The sequence below is a fragment of the Pallidibacillus pasinlerensis genome, assembly GCF_009996845.1.
GTDB classification, from domain to species: domain Bacteria; phylum Bacillota; class Bacilli; order Bacillales; family Caldibacillaceae; genus Pallidibacillus; species Pallidibacillus pasinlerensis.
Genome location: NZ_JAACYS010000038.1, coordinates 1 through 17,823 on the forward strand (window position 1 = coordinate 1; position 17,823 = coordinate 17,823).

The following is a 17,823-nucleotide window of genomic DNA, read 5'->3' on the forward strand; positions in this document are numbered from 1 at the left end:
CTTGTATTGTCATTAATTGCTTTTATTATACTTTATCGATTTTTAAGTTATGTTAAAGCTTTAAAAAGTTCATACGATGAACAATTAGAAGGAATTGTCAAAGGTGTCATAGCCACACTAGAATTAAAAGACCCGTATACCCGAGGACATAGTGAGCGGGTGGCCTGCCTATGCGGTAAGTATGGCAAAGGCAACAGGTAAATTTAAAGAGTCTGAATTACGTTATTTTTATTACGCCTGTTTATTACATGATATCGGTAAAATTAATATACCGGATGCAATTTTGACAAAACCTGGAAAACTATCAGATAATGAGTATGAGATTATTAAAACTCATCCTATTGTTGGAGCTGAAGCAATAAAAGATGTTGAAGGAATTGCCGATTATATTGATGTCGTTTACCATCATCATGAAAGATGGGATGGTAAAGGATATCCAGAAGGATTGGTAGGGGAAGAAACTCCACTACTTGCTAGAATAACGGCTGTTGCTGATGCTTTTGATGCGATGACTTCCTCTAGGTCTTACCGTCCAGCACTCCCATTTGAAGAAGCGTGTAAACGAATCGAGGCTGGTAAAGGTAGTCAATTTGACCCGAAATTGGTCGATTTATTTTTGCAGATATACCCAAATTGGGTTGAGATATCTGAAAACTATTATAAAGTTGTGGATATGCTAGGAGGGGAAGCTAATGAAAATCCGCAAGTTAGAAAAGATTAAGGTAACTTGTTGGTGGTGTGTTTTTTGGCCAAAAAACTAAATAGAAAGTAGTAAAAATAAAATATTAATTGCATTTTCACCTATTTTTAACACTCTAATTTAATTCATTAAAAGGATGCTAGTTTTTTAGCATCCTATTTTAATTTATAAATAAAGGAGGGGAGTTCGTAGTGAAAATCTCGTTACAATCTCAATTAAAGTTATATCCATTATCCATTCGTAAAGATAAAAAGAATTATATTGTCGAAGAGCCGATATCGGGTGAGTTTTTTGAAATGCCGAAGATTTGTATCGATGCGATTGAACGGTTGGAAAAAGGAGAGACAATCGGTTCGGTTGAAAAGGTATTAAAGGAACAATATCCAGATGAAGATGTGGACATGATTGATTTTACTGAACAGTTAATCGGGTTAGGACTTGTTCAGGAAATTGATGGGGTAAAGGTATCTGAGAGAAAGATGGGGGCAAATGAGAATTCTAGTGGTTTAACATGGATTCCTTCACGATTAGGTCGTTTCTTTTTTAATCGAATCATGAATAAAGTTTATTTGCTATTATTATTGTTAAATATATTCTTTTTTGTTTTCAATCCAGAGCTTTTGCCCCATTATAAAGATATATTTATCTTTGATACGATGGTATTAAATATCATTACCTATCTACTTATATCTTTAATTTTAATTATTATTCATGAGTTTGGACATGTTCTTGCGATTCGAGCGCATAACCTACCAGCTAAATTAAGTATTGGTAATCGACTGATTTTTATCGTATTTGAAACAGATTTAACTGCTGCGTGGAAACTTGATCCAAAACAGCGAAATATTCTATATTTTGCCGGCATGTGTTTTGAACAAGTGATTATGTTCGTCGCCCTTTCCATGTTACTTCTTTTTCCAAATGTAGGCTTTGCTAGTTTTTTAAGTATTATTGTCTTTGATATTTTTATAAAAACAATCTATCAATGTTGTTTCTATATGAAAACCGATGTCTATTATATTGTAGAAAATATCACAGGTTGTTATAACTTGATGGAAAGTGGAAAAGAATATATTCGTTCATTTTTCAAAGGAAAATCAGGGAAAGATTATAAGCAAATCTTTCAAGGGGAATTGAATGTTGTTCGTGCGTATAGTGCTTTTTACGTTGCTGGTGTAATTGTTACTTTCCTGTTAGCATTTGTTTATTTTATTCCACAACTGTACTTTGTGTTTGATACCATTTTCGCGAATGTACGAAATCCAGAGAATCCGGGTGCTTTTTGGGATGCAGTTGCAATTTTAATTCAAATGCTAATAGTAGTTGGTATATTGATTTATATAAAAATGAAGAAAAGACGTGAAGTAAAGAATTAGGTTAGACAAAAGGTTGTTCCTTGCGTTTATTTTAAATACATATAATAAAATGTGCTAAAAGTATAATGCCGGAGAAGGAGGTATTATACTTTTTTGTGCATTATGTACTAGAATTGAAAAACAAAGACTTTTTCATTTTTATTTTTTGAATATTTAGAGTTGATGTAATAATCGCGGTGGAATATAGTATACAATAAGAGGTAAAAAAATAGATTGTAAATAAAATGGATGTTATTTTTTTGAAAAAGGTTACGTGCAGGAACAATTACATTATTGAGGGTACAGTTAGTTGATGATCCTGTTTTATAAAATTCGGGAGGTGTAATTTGTGAAAAGGAAAGTTTTAGTAACACGAAGACCACCGGAACATGTATTAGCACAACTTCAGAATGAGTTTGAAGTCGATTTTTGGGATTCGGAAGAAGAACAGATTCCTAGAAATACACTTTTGGAAAAAATGAATGATGTTGATGGGATTCTCTGTTTAATTACAGAAGAAATAAATGAGGAAGTGTTAGATAAGGGAAATAGGTTAAAAGTTATTAGCAATTTAGCTGTAGGCTATAATAACATCGATGTTCAAGCTGCATCTGCAAAAGGAATTATGGTGACCAATACCCCAGGGGTTCTAACGGAAACGACCGCAGACCTTACATTTGCACTGTTACTTGCAACAGCAAGAAGATTAGTAGAAGCTTCACAAGTTTTAAGAGAAGGAAAATGGAAAACTTGGTCACCAATGTTTTTAACAGGGATGGATGTCCATTCTTCAACTTTAGGGATTATTGGATTAGGTGAAATCGGGGCTGCTGTTGCTAGAAGGGCTAAAGGTTTTGGGATGAATATTTTATATTATAATCGATCTCGTAAACACGCAATAGAACAGGAACTAGGGGTTAAATATGTTGAGAAAGAAGAATTATTAAGAAAATCCGATTTTGTTTGTATTTTAACTCCGTTAACAAAAGAGACGAAAAATTTGATTACGAAAAAAGAATTAAATTTGATGAAAAAAACAGCTATTCTAATTAATACTTCAAGAGGCGGCATTGTAAATGAACAAGATTTAGTAGAGGCTTTAGAGAATGGTGAAATTTGGGGAGCAGGACTTGATGTATTTGAACAGGAGCCCGTTCCGGTAGACCATCGGCTGTTAAAATTTCCGAATGTGGTCACAACACCACATATTGGAAGTGCTAGTATTAATACAAGAATAAAAATGTGGGAGCTTGCCGCAAAAAATCTAACAGCTGCTCTAAAGGGTGAGATTCCTCCAAATTTAGTTAATAAAACTGAATTAAACATCGAAGCAACTAATCCGTAAAAGAGGAAGGGTATTTATGAAATTTGTATTAGCGCCCGATTCATTTAAAGAAAGTATGTCGGCAAAAACTGCTGCTTTCGCAATGAAAAAAGGAATTATGAAGGTATTTCCTGAAGCAGAATGTGTCATTGTACCAATGGCAGATGGTGGAGAGGGAACTTTGGAATCCCTTGTTAGTGCAACAGAAGGAGAAATTATTAAGACTGATGTAATAGGTCCTTTAGGAAAAAAGGTAACAGCTGAATATGGACTTTTAGGTGATAGTGAAACAGCTGTCATTGAAATGGCTAGCGCCAGTGGTTTACAGTTAATTAAACCCGAAGATCGAAACCCGCTACACACGACATCTTATGGGACTGGTCAGTTAATAAAACATGCGCTGGACAAGGGAGTAAATCGTATTTTAATTGGCATTGGAGGTAGTGCCACGAATGATGGTGGAGTTGGCATGCTTCAAGCTCTTGGTGTTTCATTTAAAGATAAAGACGGTGAAGAATTACCGTTTGGCGGTGGAGCATTAAAACATTTACATACGATTGATACGAGTGGACTGGATGAACGAATTCATAACGTTCAAATTGATGTAGCTTGTGATGTCAATAATCCATTAATTGGTCCAACAGGAGCCTCCGTTATATTTGGACCACAAAAAGGGGCAACCCGAGATATGGTAACCATTTTGGATCACAACTTAACTCATTATGCCAAAGTAATTAAAGAACAGTTGGGAGAGGATATTGCATTTGTCGCCGGTGCTGGAGCTGCCGGTGGAATGGGTGCGGGATTATTGGCTTTTTTAAGTGCACGGCTAAAAAAAGGAATTGACCTTGTAATTGAGTATACCCGTTTGGAAGAATATGTTAAGGATGCGGACTTTGTGTTTACTGGAGAAGGAAGTATTGATGGACAGACATTATATGGAAAAACCCCATACGGCGTAGCAACAGTAGCCAAAAAATACTCTGTTCCCGTGATTGCTTTTGCTGGAAAAATAGGAAACGACATTGATGCACTATATGAAAATGGTTTTAATGCTATTGTAGGAATTTTAAAAGAGGTTACGTCACTGAAAGAATCACTCGAATCTGGTGAATCTAATTTAGCTTTTGCAACCGAGAATGTTTGTCGTATATTGAAAATTAATAGGATAGATTAGAGTACTGTTCCTAACAGTTAGTAATGTAATGTGAATAGGCGATGTTAGAAGTGAAACTTGTCTATTAATATAGTAAACGCACGAAATGTTCAATTTGAAATATTTCGTGTGTTATTTTTTTATATATTAAAAGTCGGAGGAGGATAATTGAAATAAAATTTTTAAAAAAATGATGTAAGACATGCCCCTCTGTCTCGTTGTTTTTTCGTTGAATGGATTGTGAGAATGTGTAACTATATACACAAATGGAAAAAGGAAGTGGAAACGATGGATTTTCGCTATGCAACTACAGACGATATACCTACATTAGTTAAGTTCAGAAATAAGTTATTAATAGATGAAGGATTGGAACCAAATGTAAATATTGATCAAGATGTTGAGCAGTATTTTAAAAATAGATTTAATGATGGTTCTTTGATTCAATTAGTTGTGGAAGATGAAGGTGAAATTATTGCGACTGGTGGAGTTGTTATTTACGAATTACCACCAAGTTTTACGAATAAAACAGGGAAAAAAGCTTATATTGCCAATATGTATACGAAAGGTGAATATCGTGGGCGAGGAATTGCGAAAACAATTTTAACAAAATTGTTAGATGAAGTGAGAACCTTAGGGATTACGAAATGTTTCCTACTTGCTTCGGATATGGGGAAGCCGTTATATAAAAAATTCGGCTTTAAAGAAACCGAGGCATACATGGAATTAGACTTGTAATGGTATAGGGGTAATGGTACAGGGGGACGGGTTCCTTGTACCAAATGCATTGATTTTGTCGGACCGCAGTTTAATTGTAAGAATGGTACAGGGGGACAGGTTCCTTGTATTAAATGCATATGATCTTTCCCAAAAATAAATGAGCGGTAGGCGTATTTTTTACAATTAACATAAAGTGAGCGTGATTCAAATTCTTTTCAATAAAGTTATGATTCTTTTTATTACTATTGTTCAGTTATCTAAACTTTTGTTTCGCAATTCTTTAAATGTAGGGGAAACGATAACTGGTTGTGAGTCATTAATTTCGACAATCGATAATGTATTATGCTATTCTAATTTTGTAAACGTTTTCTGTATACTAGTATGTCGAACTGCTAGCTTACAGGCTATATTTTTCAAAAGCTTATTAATCTAGGGAATCAGAATGGGGGAAATAAAATGAAAGCATTAGTATATTATGATTCGAAAAATGCAAAGATTGAAGACGTTTCAACACCAGAAGTTTCAAAGGGTACAGTTAAAGTAAAAGTGAAATATGCCGGCATTTGTGGTACGGACTTACACGAATACCTACATAAAACCTATGTAACAGAAGATAAAATGATTTTAGGTCATGAATTTACAGGAGAGATTGTAGAAGTAGGAGAAGGGGTTACTAAATTTAGAGTAGGCGATCGTGTTGCTGTTGAGCCAATCTGGGGTTGTGGCGAATGTGCAGCATGTAAAAAAGGAAACTACAATACTTGCGTAAAAATGCAGTCATATGGCCTTCACGAAAATGGTGGGTTTGCTGAATATGTAATCGTAAAAGAAAACAATCTATTTGCACTTCCAGATAGTCTAAGCTATGAGTTAGCTGCATTAGTAGAGCCAACAGCTGTTGTTCTTCATGCAATTAGAAATAGTAGTTTTAAAGTTGGAGACCGAGTAGCGGTATTTGGTGCAGGTCCGATTGGTTTACTTTTATCAGAATCCCTTCGAGCAGCTGGAGCAAGTAAAATTTTCGTTGTCGAAGTTAATGAACAAAGACGAGAGTTAGCGAAAGAAATGGGCGCAGATATCGTAATCGATCCAACAAAAGAAGATGCAGTAAAAATCATTCAAGAATTAACGAACGGTGGTGTTGACGTTTCTTATGATGCTGCCGGAGTAGAAGCAACCTTTAATAGTGCATTAGAAAGCGTAAAACCAAACGGCGAGTTTATGGTTGTTAGTGTGTTCTCTAAACCAGTATCTTATCATCCTGCAGGACAACTAGTTACTGAAAAGAAAATCACTGCTTCTTTAGGTTATAATAATGTTTTCACTGAGAGGATTGATTTACTTGCGAAAGGTTCTATCAAGGCAGCTCCAGTAATTACTAGTATCATTTCCTTAGATGAAATTGTTGAAAAGGGATTTGAAAAATTAATTAATGATAAAAGTGAAAGCAAAATTTTAGTAAGTCCAAGTAAATAAGTTTTTTTAAAAAACAATAATTTTATTAAAGTGTTGCTAAGAACACCCTTACATTTCGATATTGATTTGTAAGGGTGTTTTTGGTTTGAATTTGAAAAACAAACTTAGGCAAAAAAATGGGTGAAACAGGGGACCCGTCCCTCCGTATCACCCTAAAAACAGTGGAACACCGAACCCGTCCCCCTGTACCTTCCCCTGTACCTTACATGATTTGTAAGGTTATTGGTGGGAAATTCCAGTTATAATATGGGTAACATAATTTGCTGGAGAGGATTGGGAGGATAATAAAACGATGATTGGACAAGGGAAGTTGTTAGAGATTCAAGATTTAAGAAAAAATTATGGTAACAAGGGGCATGTAACAAGAGCATTAAATGGTGTAAGTTTCGATGTGTTAAAAGGGGAATTTCTCGGCATAATGGGACCGAGTGGATCTGGGAAAACGACATTACTAAACTGTATTGCAACGATCATGAAACCGACATCCGGTCGCGTTTTATTAAAAGGGGATAATATTAGTAGTTTTGATAGTAAGCGTTTAGCAGAGTACCGTGGCAGTCGGATAGGGTATTTATTTCAAGACTTTGAGTTACTTGATAATCTTACAGGAAAGGAAAATATATTATTACCGTTATCCATTCATGGCGTGGATTTTGCGAAGGCACGAGAAAAATTACATGAGTTGGCAACTTTTTTAGAAATTACTGATGTATTAAATAAGTTTCCTTCGCAAATGTCGGGAGGGCAAAAGCAACGGGTTGCAGTGGCTCGAAGTTTAATTTCAGAACCGGACATTGTTTTAGCAGACGAACCAACAGGAGCATTAGATACGCGTTCAGCTCGGAACTTAATGAATAAATTAACGGAAATAAATCGAAAAAATGAGCGGACGATTTTAATGGTGACCCATGATGCAAATGCAGCGAGTTTTTGTTCAAGAATTCTTTTTATACAAGATGGGGTCATTTTTCACGAACTTCGCAGGCAACAATCGGAATCTCGTGAGGAATTTTATGAACGAATTTTACAATTGTTAGCCCAGCTTGGGGGAGGAAGTGCCAATGTTCTTTAAGCTGATTATTAGAAATGCAAAACGGAGTCTTAAAGAAAATTTAATATACTTTGCAACGCTCGTTGTTGCTGTTGCCTCCTTTTATATTATTCTTTCACTTGAGAAGCAAGATGTGATCATATTTTTAAAAGAATTTGAAAGTGACGCAATTAATAAGCTATTAGCATTAATGCCCATTGTATATGGATTTGCTTTGTTTTTATTGTTCTTCTTAATATTATTTGCCAATCGATATCAACTAAATCGTAGAAGTAAAGAATTCGGCATGTATCTGTTGTTAGGGATGCGCAAAGAGCGGTTAATTTTACAACTGTTAGCGGAAGGAATGTTTATTTCAATTTGGGCATTGATTAGTGGCTTATTCATCGGTGCATTTTTAGCAGAATTAATAAGCTTAACTGTGGCAAAACTTGTTGGACAAGGAATTATTAGTCATCAATTTAGCCTGTCTTTAACAGCAATAGTTTTTACAGTGATTGGATTTTTATTAATCCAATTTATAGCTTTATTAATACTGGGTGGAAAGTTATTTTATCAAGAAATCTATCAGCTTTTAAATGATCAAATGGATAAAAAACAAGAGATGGGCGATGTGAAAGGGAATATCTTTCATATATTTATAGGAACGGTTTTACTCGTGATTGCCTATTGGCTCGCTCTTTTTCGTTTTAATGAAGTTGAAGGATTCATCTTATTTTTAGCATTAATTCTTGGTTGTATCGGAACGATATTTTTTATAAAAGGTTTTGGAAAATTACTAGGAATAATGGCAAGCAGGTCTGAGAAGAAATCTACGAAAGGGTTACGGACGTTTACTTTTAGACAGTTTCAAGAAAATGTTGCACATAAGTACCTATCAGTGTCCGTCACATCGATTTTAATGACGTTATCCATTATACTTATTGCTGATGGCGCTTCGAGCATTTTATCATTGGACAAAGTTTATAATAGAGAGACTTCCGTGTATGACTTTACAGTTTATGGTGAAAAGGAGAAAGTTGAACAGTTGCTTAATTCAGAGGAAATGGCACCATATGTAGCAGATTTGAATTTATTGGAGATTGGTCATATGAAACGAAAAGGTGAAGACGCTGACGGGATGTCGATTTCCATGGTGGATTGGTCAAAATTACGAGAAGAATTAATTTTGGCGTTACCACGAAAGGAAAGAGAACTGTTTGAATCGGGAGATATTCAAGGTTATACGATTAGTCCTGATAATCCAGATGCACTAAATTTACTAGGTATTTTAGAAATCGATGCAACAATACCTTACCTTATTCCAGAATCATCTTATAATAGATTGTTAGAAGCGGTTGATGAAGAACCATTGAATCTACAAGCAAACGAAATGGTTTTATATTTAAATCCGGATTTATTACCGATGGAACAGGTCGATAACATACCAGTGCTAGAGCAAATTTTTAAAAATGCAGCTCAAAGTAAAGAGAACTTACTTACGATTGATGGGACGGCTTTTTTCCTACGTCCATCGGTGCCGATGAGAGGGTTAGTCGCAGACCGGTCTATAGAAATTCACTCTGCATTTATTGTACCTGATCAAGTATTCGAACAACTCGTGAATCGAGAGACGTATGAAACGTATTGGAATTTTCGAATACCAAAAAAATTGCAAGATGAACAAGGTTTAATGATGCCAATGAAAGAAGCGAGTGAAAAGTTATCAGCTGCTGGCTTCGGTTTTGAAAGTTATTTACATAATTTTGGACGTCAACTTTTCTATGTCGTGGCTGGAAGTTATACGATTTTATATATGGGAATATTATTTTTAATTATTGCTTGTACCGTTTTAGCATTACAATTTTTAACACAGATGAAACAAACGAAAAACCGTTTCCTGACACTTTCTATGTTAGGTGCAAAACGGGAGCAAATGAAAAAATCACTACGTATGCAAGTATTGTTAACTTTTCTGTTACCAATTTCACTAGCTGTTGTTAGTGGGGCTGTTGGGATATGGGGGTTGATTAAGGCAGTTTTCATTCGTATTGATAATAATCCTTTGCTTTTTCCGATGTCCATTTTCTTTGCTTGTATTGTCCTTGGAATCTTCAGTATATATGGAATGGCTGTATCACGCACGGCTGAAGGTGAGATTGATAAATTACGTTGGAAGACAAATGTAGGTGAATAAAGAGGTGGTGTTGAAGTGACAAAGATTGTCATTGTAGAAGATGATGTATTTTTACAGGAAGAGTTAATGGATATTTTGAATAAAGCAGGGTTTGAAGTTGAAGCGATTACCGATTTTCATCATATCGTTAAAGAAGTTGTCACTTTAGCACCAGATTTAGTGTTATTAGATATAAATTTACCGGTACAATCCGGCTTTGAAATATGTAAAAGTTTAAAGTTAAAAGGTGTCGGACCCATATTAATTTTAACATCACGGGATAAATTACAAGATGAACTACATGGACTGGAGTTAGGGGCAGATGATTTTTTAACGAAGCCTTGCCACAAAGACCGTCTATTAGCCCGGATTCACAATTTGTTAAGAAGGTATAAAGGTCAACCGGAATTAATCCGTAGTGATAATTTTTCCTTAGATCCGAATACTTTTACATTGTATAAAGAATCCCAATCGATTGTGTTATCAACAAATGAAGGAAAAATACTGTTAGCCTTATTGCAAAATCAACCAGAGATTGTTTCGAAATCAGAGTTGAATAAGTTGTTGTGGGGAACAGATGAATATATTGATGAAAATGCTTTGCAAGTAAATCTTACCCGTTTACGAAAGACGTTACGACAAGTAGGTTTAGAAAATGTAGTCGAAACGGTTCGAGGGAAGGGCTACCGGTTAAGGGGGTAAGCAACTTTGAATAGGTTTAGGAGAATATTAGATTATATTTATGCCTATAAGTATTGGTTGTTGATGTTGGTTTGCACGAATTTATTGTTTATCTTCTTCGCTTGGTTAGCATATCCCGAGACCTTTCAAGTATTAGTTGGACTCATGGTTATTTTCACAATTACGGTAAGTGTACTTTCGATATTTATAACATTCCATAAAGAAAAAGCAATGGAAGATGCTTTTCATGAGTTTTTACTCGAACCGACGGAGATTAATGAGGAAAGATTATGTAAAGTTTCACCAAGAATGACTTGGCCGTATATCTGGGAAATGGGTAAAGTATTCCGCTCGTATGAAAAGCAATTAAATGATCGTACGCTTGAACTTGCGGACTATGAAAATTACATTGAAGGCTGGGTTCACGAAGTAAAAAAGCCGTTATCGTTAATGACGTTAGTATTGGATAATCGACGTGATGAAATGTCACCACTTGTAAGAAAGCGTATGGTCCATGTTCGGGATACGATGCACCGGGATGTGGAACGGATATTATATTTTGCAAGATTAAAAGCAGTTCATAAAGATTATTTATTTGAATCGATAAATTTGCTGGCATTTTGTAAAAAGACGGTAACAGATTATCAAAGTATTCTGGAAGAGTCTAACTTTCAAGTTGAGTTTCATGGACAAGATGTGGAAGTTGTTTCTGACCGGAAAGGTTTAGCATTTATTGTGGGGCAAATCATTGATAATAGTGTGAAACATGTGACTCAGAGTCAAGAGCAACCCGTTTTAAGGTTTGAAACAGTGAGGGAAAATGATGCGATTTTGTTAATAGTTAGTGATAATGGCCCTGGTGTATCTAGAGAAGACTTACCGTTTATTTTTGATAAAGGTTTTACTGGAAAAAGAGGATCACTTACAAAGGAAGCAACGGGTATGGGGTTATACTTAGTTCATAAAATGGCGGATGATTTAGCAATTGAATTGAATGTGAAATCTGAAATAGGGAAGGGGTTTACATTAGTATTAAAATTTCCAAAAGTTAAATAGGGTGAGGTGTGAGGACGGGGGGTACCCGTCTATTATTTTAGATGAATTAGCGGTTTCGCACAAAATCACCGTTTTTCGCACGAAAAATGGAAATTTCGCACAAAATTGAGGGGTGTTCGCACAAATTTTGCAAATTTCGCACACTTTGACGCAATTTTCGCACCTTCAATCTTAAAATTCGCACAAAACCACAGTAAGATTACCGATTTTTTATAATTACCTATCCTTTTTTATTATAAAACTTAATATTTTTATCAATTAAACTATAATTTTAATAATAAAAGATAAAGTATTATATGTTTTTCTAAGAAAAGGGAGAGGAGCGACGACAAATAAATAAAAAACTAGGTAAATCTTTATTATATTTATTAGTCGATAGTTTGGGAAAATTAAAGGAAAGGTAAAAAAGAAAAAAGTAAGTAGCAAAAAATGGATTCGTAAGCGAAAACAAAAGAATGGGGCCTTTTCATTACAAGGAATATTTGTATTTGTCTTCTTTCTCGTTCTTTGTTCCTTATCAATTACGTTTATGGTGAATGCAATTCATAAAATCATTCCTATTGGGCAAACGAAAACCGAGGCAACAATCACAAGTAAATACTCTCAGCGGGAATGGCTTGCTTTTCGTACGGATACAGATCATATGATTGATCCACTTTTTCAATTTGGTTTAATATATACAGATCAAAATGGAAAGGAGCATCGAGTGGTAAAAGAAGTTACTAGTTATACTTATTATAAATATGACGTAAATGATACGATGCCTATTTCTTATCGGAATGCCAACCCTTTAGATATTTTTATTAGAAAAATGAGTTTATTTGATTTCCTTTCTTTATTTAAATATGCGAAATTCTATTTGTATATCGCGGGTTCTATAGCTACTATTATTTTCGGTTGTAAAAAAATAACCCCAACGCAATCGTGTTGGGGTTTTTAAATTTTTTATAAATAATCTCTACGCAATTCTTCACCTGAACGTGGGGAAATGTAGCTTGGTGGTACGTCGAATACCGTTTTTGCACCGAATTGATTTTCTTTATTTAAGCGGTAAGCTGCCCGTGCATAAGCCACTAACACACTAGCCGTAAATTCTGGGTTACTATCAAGTTTTAATGAAAACTCATAAATTTGGTTGTTGTTGTCGCCGGTTTTACCACCGCGAATGACAAATCCTCCGTGTGGCGCTTTTGAATGATCACGTTGTAATTCTTCTTCTGTAATAAAATGAACTTCCGTATCATAATCCGCAAAGTAGTTCGGCATTGTTTTAATCGTTTCTTCAATTTTTGCTTGATCCGCACCTTCTTCAGGAACTACATAGCAAACGCGGCGATGTTTTTCAGCTGTGGATAATGTTGGGTTCACACCACTACGTACCTTTTCCATTGCATCTTCAGATGGAATTGTATATTGAACGCCGTTTTTTACACCTTCCACACGTCGTACCGCATCGGAATGGCCTTGGCTTAAACCTTTCCCCCAAAACGTATAGTTTTCTCCATTCGGTAAAATTGCTTCAGCCATTACACGGTTGATAGAGAATAAACCTGGATCCCATCCGACCGAAATGAGTGCGATTTTTTTCCCTTCTGCAGCTGCTTCATTTGCTTTTGCAAAAAATTCAGGGATTTTCGCATGGGTATCAAAGCTATCTACTGTATTAAAATGTTTGGCAAATTGTGGTGTTTGTTCTGGTAAATCCGTAGCTGAACCACCACAAAGGAGCATAACATCGATCTCATCTTTATAATCTAAAGCTTTTGAAATATGTTCAGCTTTCGCATTTGTATCTTCAATATGTAAATTTTCCGGATCTCTTCTCGTAAAAACAGCAACGAGTTCCATATCTTCTGTTTGTTGGATCGCTTTTACAGCACCTTTACCGAGATTGCCATATCCAACAATACCGATTCTAATTTTTCCACTCATGACCTACACTCCTTGTCCAAAAATAGTGAATCATTATGTTAACAACTTCACACAACCAACTTCTTATATTGTGTATATTTTATTATATCCGTTTCATAACTTTTCTGTAAATAATTTCGGGTTTTAATTATTGTTTTTAAAACACATATATTTATTTAAAATTTTTTACAAGCAATGTTAAATAAATATCAAATTGACCCAACTTGTTTAGAAATTGAAATAACGGAGGAAGTTTGTTTAGAGGATACAGAACAGGTTATTAATCTATTAAACAAGATTAGGAGTTTAGGAATTCGTTTAGCCCTAGACGATTTAGGAAAAGGATATTCTTCTTTACAATACTTAGTAAACTTTCCGTTTGATACGATTAAGATAGACCGGAGTTTTGTTGCTGATTTAGAAGTAAGTAAAGAACGTCGTGTAGTCATCCAATCGATTCTAGATATCTGTAAAAAATTAGGTAAAAGGGTCGTTGCAGAAGGGAGTTTTACTGAACTTTCATTGCGAAATTATTTTAATAAAATAGTAAATAAAAATGAATTTTAAAGTGAAGGTCATTTTTTCGATTAAATCTTGTGTTTTTTGAAAAAAGTGTGTAGTATAGAAATTGAGCTAAACACAAACATATAGGTTGATGGGGCTTAATAATGTTCGTGTTTCGTTTGTCAGGATTTTTTGGAAAAGCTTGTGTAACTCCGTTTTTTTGTTTTATTATATATACATCCAACATAATGCGAATTGCATAAAGGAGTTTTGACATGAAACATATTTATACGGGAAAAACGAAAGATGTTTACGAATTAGAAGACGGCAATTATTTATTAAAATTTAAAGATGATGTAACAGGGGTAGATGGTGTATTTGACCCAGGAGCGAATTCCGTAGGTTTAACGATTGAAGGTGCTGGACGTTCGGGATTAAAATTAACAAAATACTTTTTTGAATTATTAAATGAAAAGGGCATTCCAACACATTACGTTGATGCGGATATTGAAAATGCAACGATGACGGTAAAACCAGCGAAGCCTTTTGGTAAAGGATTAGAAGTGATTTGTCGCTATCGAGCTGTTGGAAGCTTCCTTCGTCGTTATGGTTTGTATGCGGAAGAAGGGCAACCTTTAGACGCGTTCGTTGAAGTGACGATTAAAGATGATGAACGTCAAGATCCACCAATTAGTGAAGACGCGTTAGATATGCTTGGGATTTTGTCGAAAGCGGAATATAAAGTGTTAAAGGAGTTAACACAACAAATCTCTGGTATTGTAAAAGATGAGCTTGCGAAAAAAGGGATCGAACTATATGACATTAAATTAGAATTTGGCCGTACAGGGGACGATCAACAAATCATTTTAATTGATGAAATCTCTGGCGGAAACATGCGTGCTTACAAAGACGGGAAATATATCGAACCGTTAGAACTCGAGAAACTGTTTCTATCATAAATGGTACAGAGGAATGGTACAGAGGGAATGGTACAGAGGGACGGGTTCGGTGTTTCACTTTTTAAGATATAGGGGGACGTGTCCACTGTTTCACTTTAAAAAAAATAGTTGTAGTGATCCAATTTGAAAATACGAAAAAAGAAGTCCGAGAATGTAGTGAGAATACATTTTGGACTTCTTTTTTTGTAATGAGTTTGGGTATTGTGAAAAAATAACAAAATGTTAGTTAGTTGTTTTAATAAGTTGTCTTTAAAATTGGAAAAAACTGGTGGGACGAGGGACCTGTCCCCCTGTACCAAGAAGGAGATTTGTGTAGATTTGTAGAAGTTTGTATTTGTCACTTTTCGTCTTGTTTTTCTTTATTTTTTTCAGCAGCTGCTAGAATGAATAGAATGGCTACAAATAAGATTGTTCCTCTAATTAACATCCCAGTCCAACTATCAAAAGGAAAAAATCCACTGATTAAAATTAGGGCAATTCCAATAATTAACGAAACATTTTTTGGAAGTGCTTTTAATTTACCGATCATACTTTCACCTTCTATGTAATTAAAATTCTTTATTTTCAGATATTATAACATAAATATTCTAAACAAAAAGTATTTTGTTTGTATCCTTTTAAACATAATTTTCATGTATTAAAGAGACTTGGACCAAGCAAGCATTAAGAGTTATATATTTTTAAAAGGATGGGATAGTATGGAATTGCGTCAACTTGAATATTTTTTAGCCGTTTGTAAGGAAATGAATTTTACAAGAGCATCGGAAAAATTAAATATTTCACAACCCTCCCTTAGTCAACAAATTAAAAACTTGGAAGAGGAACTTGGAATTCCTTTATTTGATCGAATTGGGAAACGGATATCTATAACGAAGCTGGAAAAATCCTTCAAACACATTGTTACCGAATTTTTCATGAATTAGAACAAGCTCAAGCTGCTTTACGTGACTTAAATGGTTTACAGCGGGGGGAACTTCGAATCGGAGCGGAACTAACAGAGATGAATCCATTACTTTCTCCGGTGATTTTAAAGTATAAAGAAATATATCCGAATATAAATCTCTCTGTGCAGGGACTACGTACAGAAGAAATTCGAAAAGCGTTGCTAGAAAATGAGTTGGATTTTGGAGTCGTATTTTTACCAGTAGAGGATGAGGAGTTGGAATCAATTCCGTTGCTTTCGGAAGAATTGTCCTTAGTCGTCCCAGTGAAACATTATTTAGCAACGTATGAGACGATTGATTGGAAACAGTTGGAGGATGTGCCACTCATATTACAACCAGAGGATTATTTTTTAAGAAAACAAATAGATGAATTTGCTGAGGAATTAGATGTAAAATTAAAGCCAACGTTGGAATTAACGGCAATTGAATCAATGATTGAACTTGTTTCTCAAGGAGTAGGCGGGGCGATCTTACCTGAGAATAAAGGGCATGTACACTTTTTTCCAATATAAAAAACCTATCGTTATGATAAGTGAGGCCAATGAATGTATAGGGGGATAATTTTTACCCATAAAAAAGAACGAGGAAGCCCCGTCCTTAAAATATACTTAGTTTGTAGTTTTTGGATAAAAGGTGTAATAGTTTAATCCCGGCAATGCTGTTACCTTTGTCATCGAGTGCTGGACCAAAAATACCAATTCCGTATTTACCAGGAACAGCTCCCATAATGCCACCAGCGACACCACTTTTAGCTGGAATTCCAACTTTAATCGCGAATTCTCCAGAGGCATTATACATGCCGCACGTGACCATAAATGTTTTACAAATTCTTGCAATTTCTCGAGGGATGATTTGTTTACCGGTGAGGGGATTGACCCCATCCATCGCAAATACTAGACCGATTTTTGCTAAATCGAGGCAATTCATTTCGATTGCACATTGTTTCGTATATAAGTCCATTAATTGTTCAATATCTTCTGTAATAATACTGTGTTGTTTTAAAAAATAACAAAGAGCGCGATTTAAATGGGCAGTTTCAAATTCGGATTGGGCGACACTTTCATTAAATTCAACGGTGTCATCGTCCGATAGTTCTTTTATAAAATTAAGTAGTCTTTGAAAACGTTCTTCTACTGTATCACCTTTTATCATGGATGTAACGACAAGGGCACCGGCGTTAATCATTGGGTTTAATGGTTTTGCTGGTACCATTGTTTCCAACTTTGCAATGGAGTTAAAGGGATCACCGGTCGGTTCCATCCCAACTCTTTCAAACACATAGTCATAGCCGCGGTCCATCAATACAAGCGCGAGACTAATAACTTTTGAAATACTTTGGAGGGTGAACTTTTTATGAACTTCACCAGCTGAAACGAAACTTCCATCTGGATAGTAAATCGCAATAGCTAAGTCGTTCGGATTAGCTTTTCCTAACTCTGGGATATACGTTGCAACCTCGCCATCCTTTGCCACTTTTTTTGCTTCATTAACAAATCTCTTTAATTCTTCACTCGAAAGCATCGACATGTTATCACCTCTACTAGTTTTTACCAATAAGAAATAAATATGTGAGGAGGAAAAATGAAATATTCCTGGGTATGTATGATTAAAAAATGAAACCACGACAATTATCATTATACTAAACATAATGGGCTACTGTTGAATGTTTGGGCTTTTGTGGGAAAAGGGATGTGCTACGGATACTGGTTTAGTTACTACGGATAACTATTGCGGTTGCTTTTTCGCTGATAATAAAATTCATTTCACTAACGATATATTTTGTTTCACTAATGATAAAATCCATTTCACTAACGATATATTTTGTGGCGTAGTG

The 17,823-nt window shown here is 35.1% G+C and carries 18 protein-coding genes and 1 pseudogene; 16 read left to right on the forward strand and 3 right to left on the reverse strand.

Going from position 1 to position 17,823, the window contains the following annotated elements; genetic code table 11:
- The 12 genes and pseudogenes from GW534_RS16780 to GW534_RS09235 all read left to right on the forward strand — a co-directional run.
- A pseudogene (locus GW534_RS16780) lies at positions 1 to 201 on the forward strand (HD-GYP domain-containing protein); the annotation flags it as partial.
- On the forward strand, positions 152 to 721 hold the full coding sequence (locus GW534_RS09185; RefSeq protein WP_312854646.1) for an HD-GYP domain-containing protein: 570 nt from the start codon (positions 152 to 154) through the stop codon (positions 719 to 721). The pseudogene GW534_RS16780 and the gene GW534_RS09185, both read left to right, overlap by 50 nt.
- Positions 722 to 891: 170 nt before the next feature.
- Positions 892 to 2,076, forward strand: coding sequence for a peptidase (locus GW534_RS09190; RefSeq protein ID WP_161920729.1), 1,185 nt, complete (start codon positions 892 to 894; stop codon positions 2,074 to 2,076).
- Between the two features lie 328 nt (positions 2,077 to 2,404).
- A complete protein-coding gene (locus GW534_RS09195) occupies positions 2,405 to 3,400 on the forward strand; it encodes a 2-hydroxyacid dehydrogenase (RefSeq protein WP_161920730.1) in 996 nt (331 codons plus the stop codon).
- Between the two features lie 16 nt (positions 3,401 to 3,416).
- Positions 3,417 to 4,556, forward strand: coding sequence for a glycerate kinase family protein (locus tag GW534_RS09200; protein WP_161920731.1), 1,140 nt, complete (start codon positions 3,417 to 3,419; stop codon positions 4,554 to 4,556).
- Positions 4,557 to 4,823: 267 nt separating this feature from the next.
- A complete protein-coding gene (locus GW534_RS09205) occupies positions 4,824 to 5,270 on the forward strand; it encodes a GNAT family N-acetyltransferase (RefSeq protein ID WP_161920732.1) in 447 nt (148 codons plus the stop codon).
- A gap of 438 nt (positions 5,271 to 5,708) precedes the next feature.
- A complete protein-coding gene (locus GW534_RS09210; RefSeq protein ID WP_161920733.1) occupies positions 5,709 to 6,728 on the forward strand; it encodes a 2,3-butanediol dehydrogenase in 1,020 nt (339 codons plus the stop codon).
- Between the two features lie 292 nt (positions 6,729 to 7,020).
- Complete coding sequence (locus GW534_RS09215) at positions 7,021 to 7,800, forward strand: ABC transporter ATP-binding protein (RefSeq protein WP_161920734.1); 780 nt, start codon at positions 7,021 to 7,023, stop codon at positions 7,798 to 7,800.
- Positions 7,790 to 9,955 (forward strand): ABC transporter permease, encoded by a 2,166-nt coding sequence (locus GW534_RS09220; protein WP_161920735.1) that lies wholly within the window; start codon positions 7,790 to 7,792, stop codon positions 9,953 to 9,955. The genes GW534_RS09215 and GW534_RS09220 overlap by 11 nt, the downstream gene beginning before the upstream one ends.
- A gap of 15 nt (positions 9,956 to 9,970) precedes the next feature.
- Positions 9,971 to 10,636: a response regulator transcription factor gene (locus GW534_RS16785; protein WP_161920736.1), complete on the forward strand. Its 666-nt coding sequence runs from the start codon at positions 9,971 to 9,973 to the stop codon at positions 10,634 to 10,636.
- A gap of 6 nt (positions 10,637 to 10,642) precedes the next feature.
- Positions 10,643 to 11,671 (forward strand): sensor histidine kinase, encoded by a 1,029-nt coding sequence (locus GW534_RS09230; RefSeq protein WP_161920737.1) that lies wholly within the window; start codon positions 10,643 to 10,645, stop codon positions 11,669 to 11,671.
- Positions 11,672 to 12,200: 529 nt separating this feature from the next.
- Positions 12,201 to 12,611 (forward strand): hypothetical protein, encoded by a 411-nt coding sequence (locus GW534_RS09235; protein ID WP_161920738.1) that lies wholly within the window; start codon positions 12,201 to 12,203, stop codon positions 12,609 to 12,611.
- Positions 12,612 to 12,616: 5 nt separating this feature from the next.
- Here GW534_RS09235 and GW534_RS09240 read toward each other — a convergent pair whose 3' ends face one another.
- Positions 12,617 to 13,603 carry a diaminopimelate dehydrogenase gene (locus tag GW534_RS09240; protein WP_161920739.1) on the reverse strand — a complete coding sequence of 329 codons (987 nt, stop codon included), beginning with the start codon at positions 13,601 to 13,603 and terminating at the stop codon, positions 12,617 to 12,619.
- Between the two features lie 174 nt (positions 13,604 to 13,777).
- Here GW534_RS09240 and GW534_RS09245 point away from each other — a divergent pair, with 174 nt between their 5' ends.
- Complete coding sequence (locus GW534_RS09245; RefSeq protein WP_161920740.1) at positions 13,778 to 14,149, forward strand: EAL domain-containing protein; 372 nt, start codon at positions 13,778 to 13,780, stop codon at positions 14,147 to 14,149.
- Between the two features lie 212 nt (positions 14,150 to 14,361).
- Complete coding sequence (locus GW534_RS09250) at positions 14,362 to 15,045, forward strand: phosphoribosylaminoimidazolesuccinocarboxamide synthase (RefSeq protein ID WP_161920741.1); 684 nt, start codon at positions 14,362 to 14,364, stop codon at positions 15,043 to 15,045.
- Positions 15,046 to 15,382: 337 nt separating this feature from the next.
- Here GW534_RS09250 and GW534_RS09255 read toward each other — a convergent pair whose 3' ends face one another.
- The gene (locus GW534_RS09255) at positions 15,383 to 15,574 is read right to left on the reverse strand and encodes a hypothetical protein (protein ID WP_161920742.1); all 192 of its coding nucleotides are present in this window, start codon (positions 15,572 to 15,574) and stop codon (positions 15,383 to 15,385) included.
- Between the two features lie 169 nt (positions 15,575 to 15,743).
- Here GW534_RS09255 and GW534_RS09260 point away from each other — a divergent pair, with 169 nt between their 5' ends.
- Positions 15,744 to 15,968 carry a LysR family transcriptional regulator gene (locus tag GW534_RS09260; RefSeq protein WP_161920743.1) on the forward strand — a complete coding sequence of 75 codons (225 nt, stop codon included), beginning with the start codon at positions 15,744 to 15,746 and terminating at the stop codon, positions 15,966 to 15,968.
- Positions 15,953 to 16,501 carry a LysR family transcriptional regulator substrate-binding protein gene (locus GW534_RS09265; protein WP_312854647.1) on the forward strand — a complete coding sequence of 183 codons (549 nt, stop codon included), beginning with the start codon at positions 15,953 to 15,955 and terminating at the stop codon, positions 16,499 to 16,501. Before GW534_RS09260 ends, GW534_RS09265 begins: the two co-directional genes overlap by 16 nt.
- Before the next feature lie 85 nt (positions 16,502 to 16,586).
- Here the strand turns inward: GW534_RS09265 and glsA are convergent, their stop codons facing one another.
- Positions 16,587 to 17,516, reverse strand: coding sequence for a glutaminase A (gene glsA / locus GW534_RS09270; protein ID WP_202630883.1), 930 nt, complete (start codon positions 17,514 to 17,516; stop codon positions 16,587 to 16,589).
- Positions 17,517 to 17,823 lie beyond the last annotated feature (307 nt).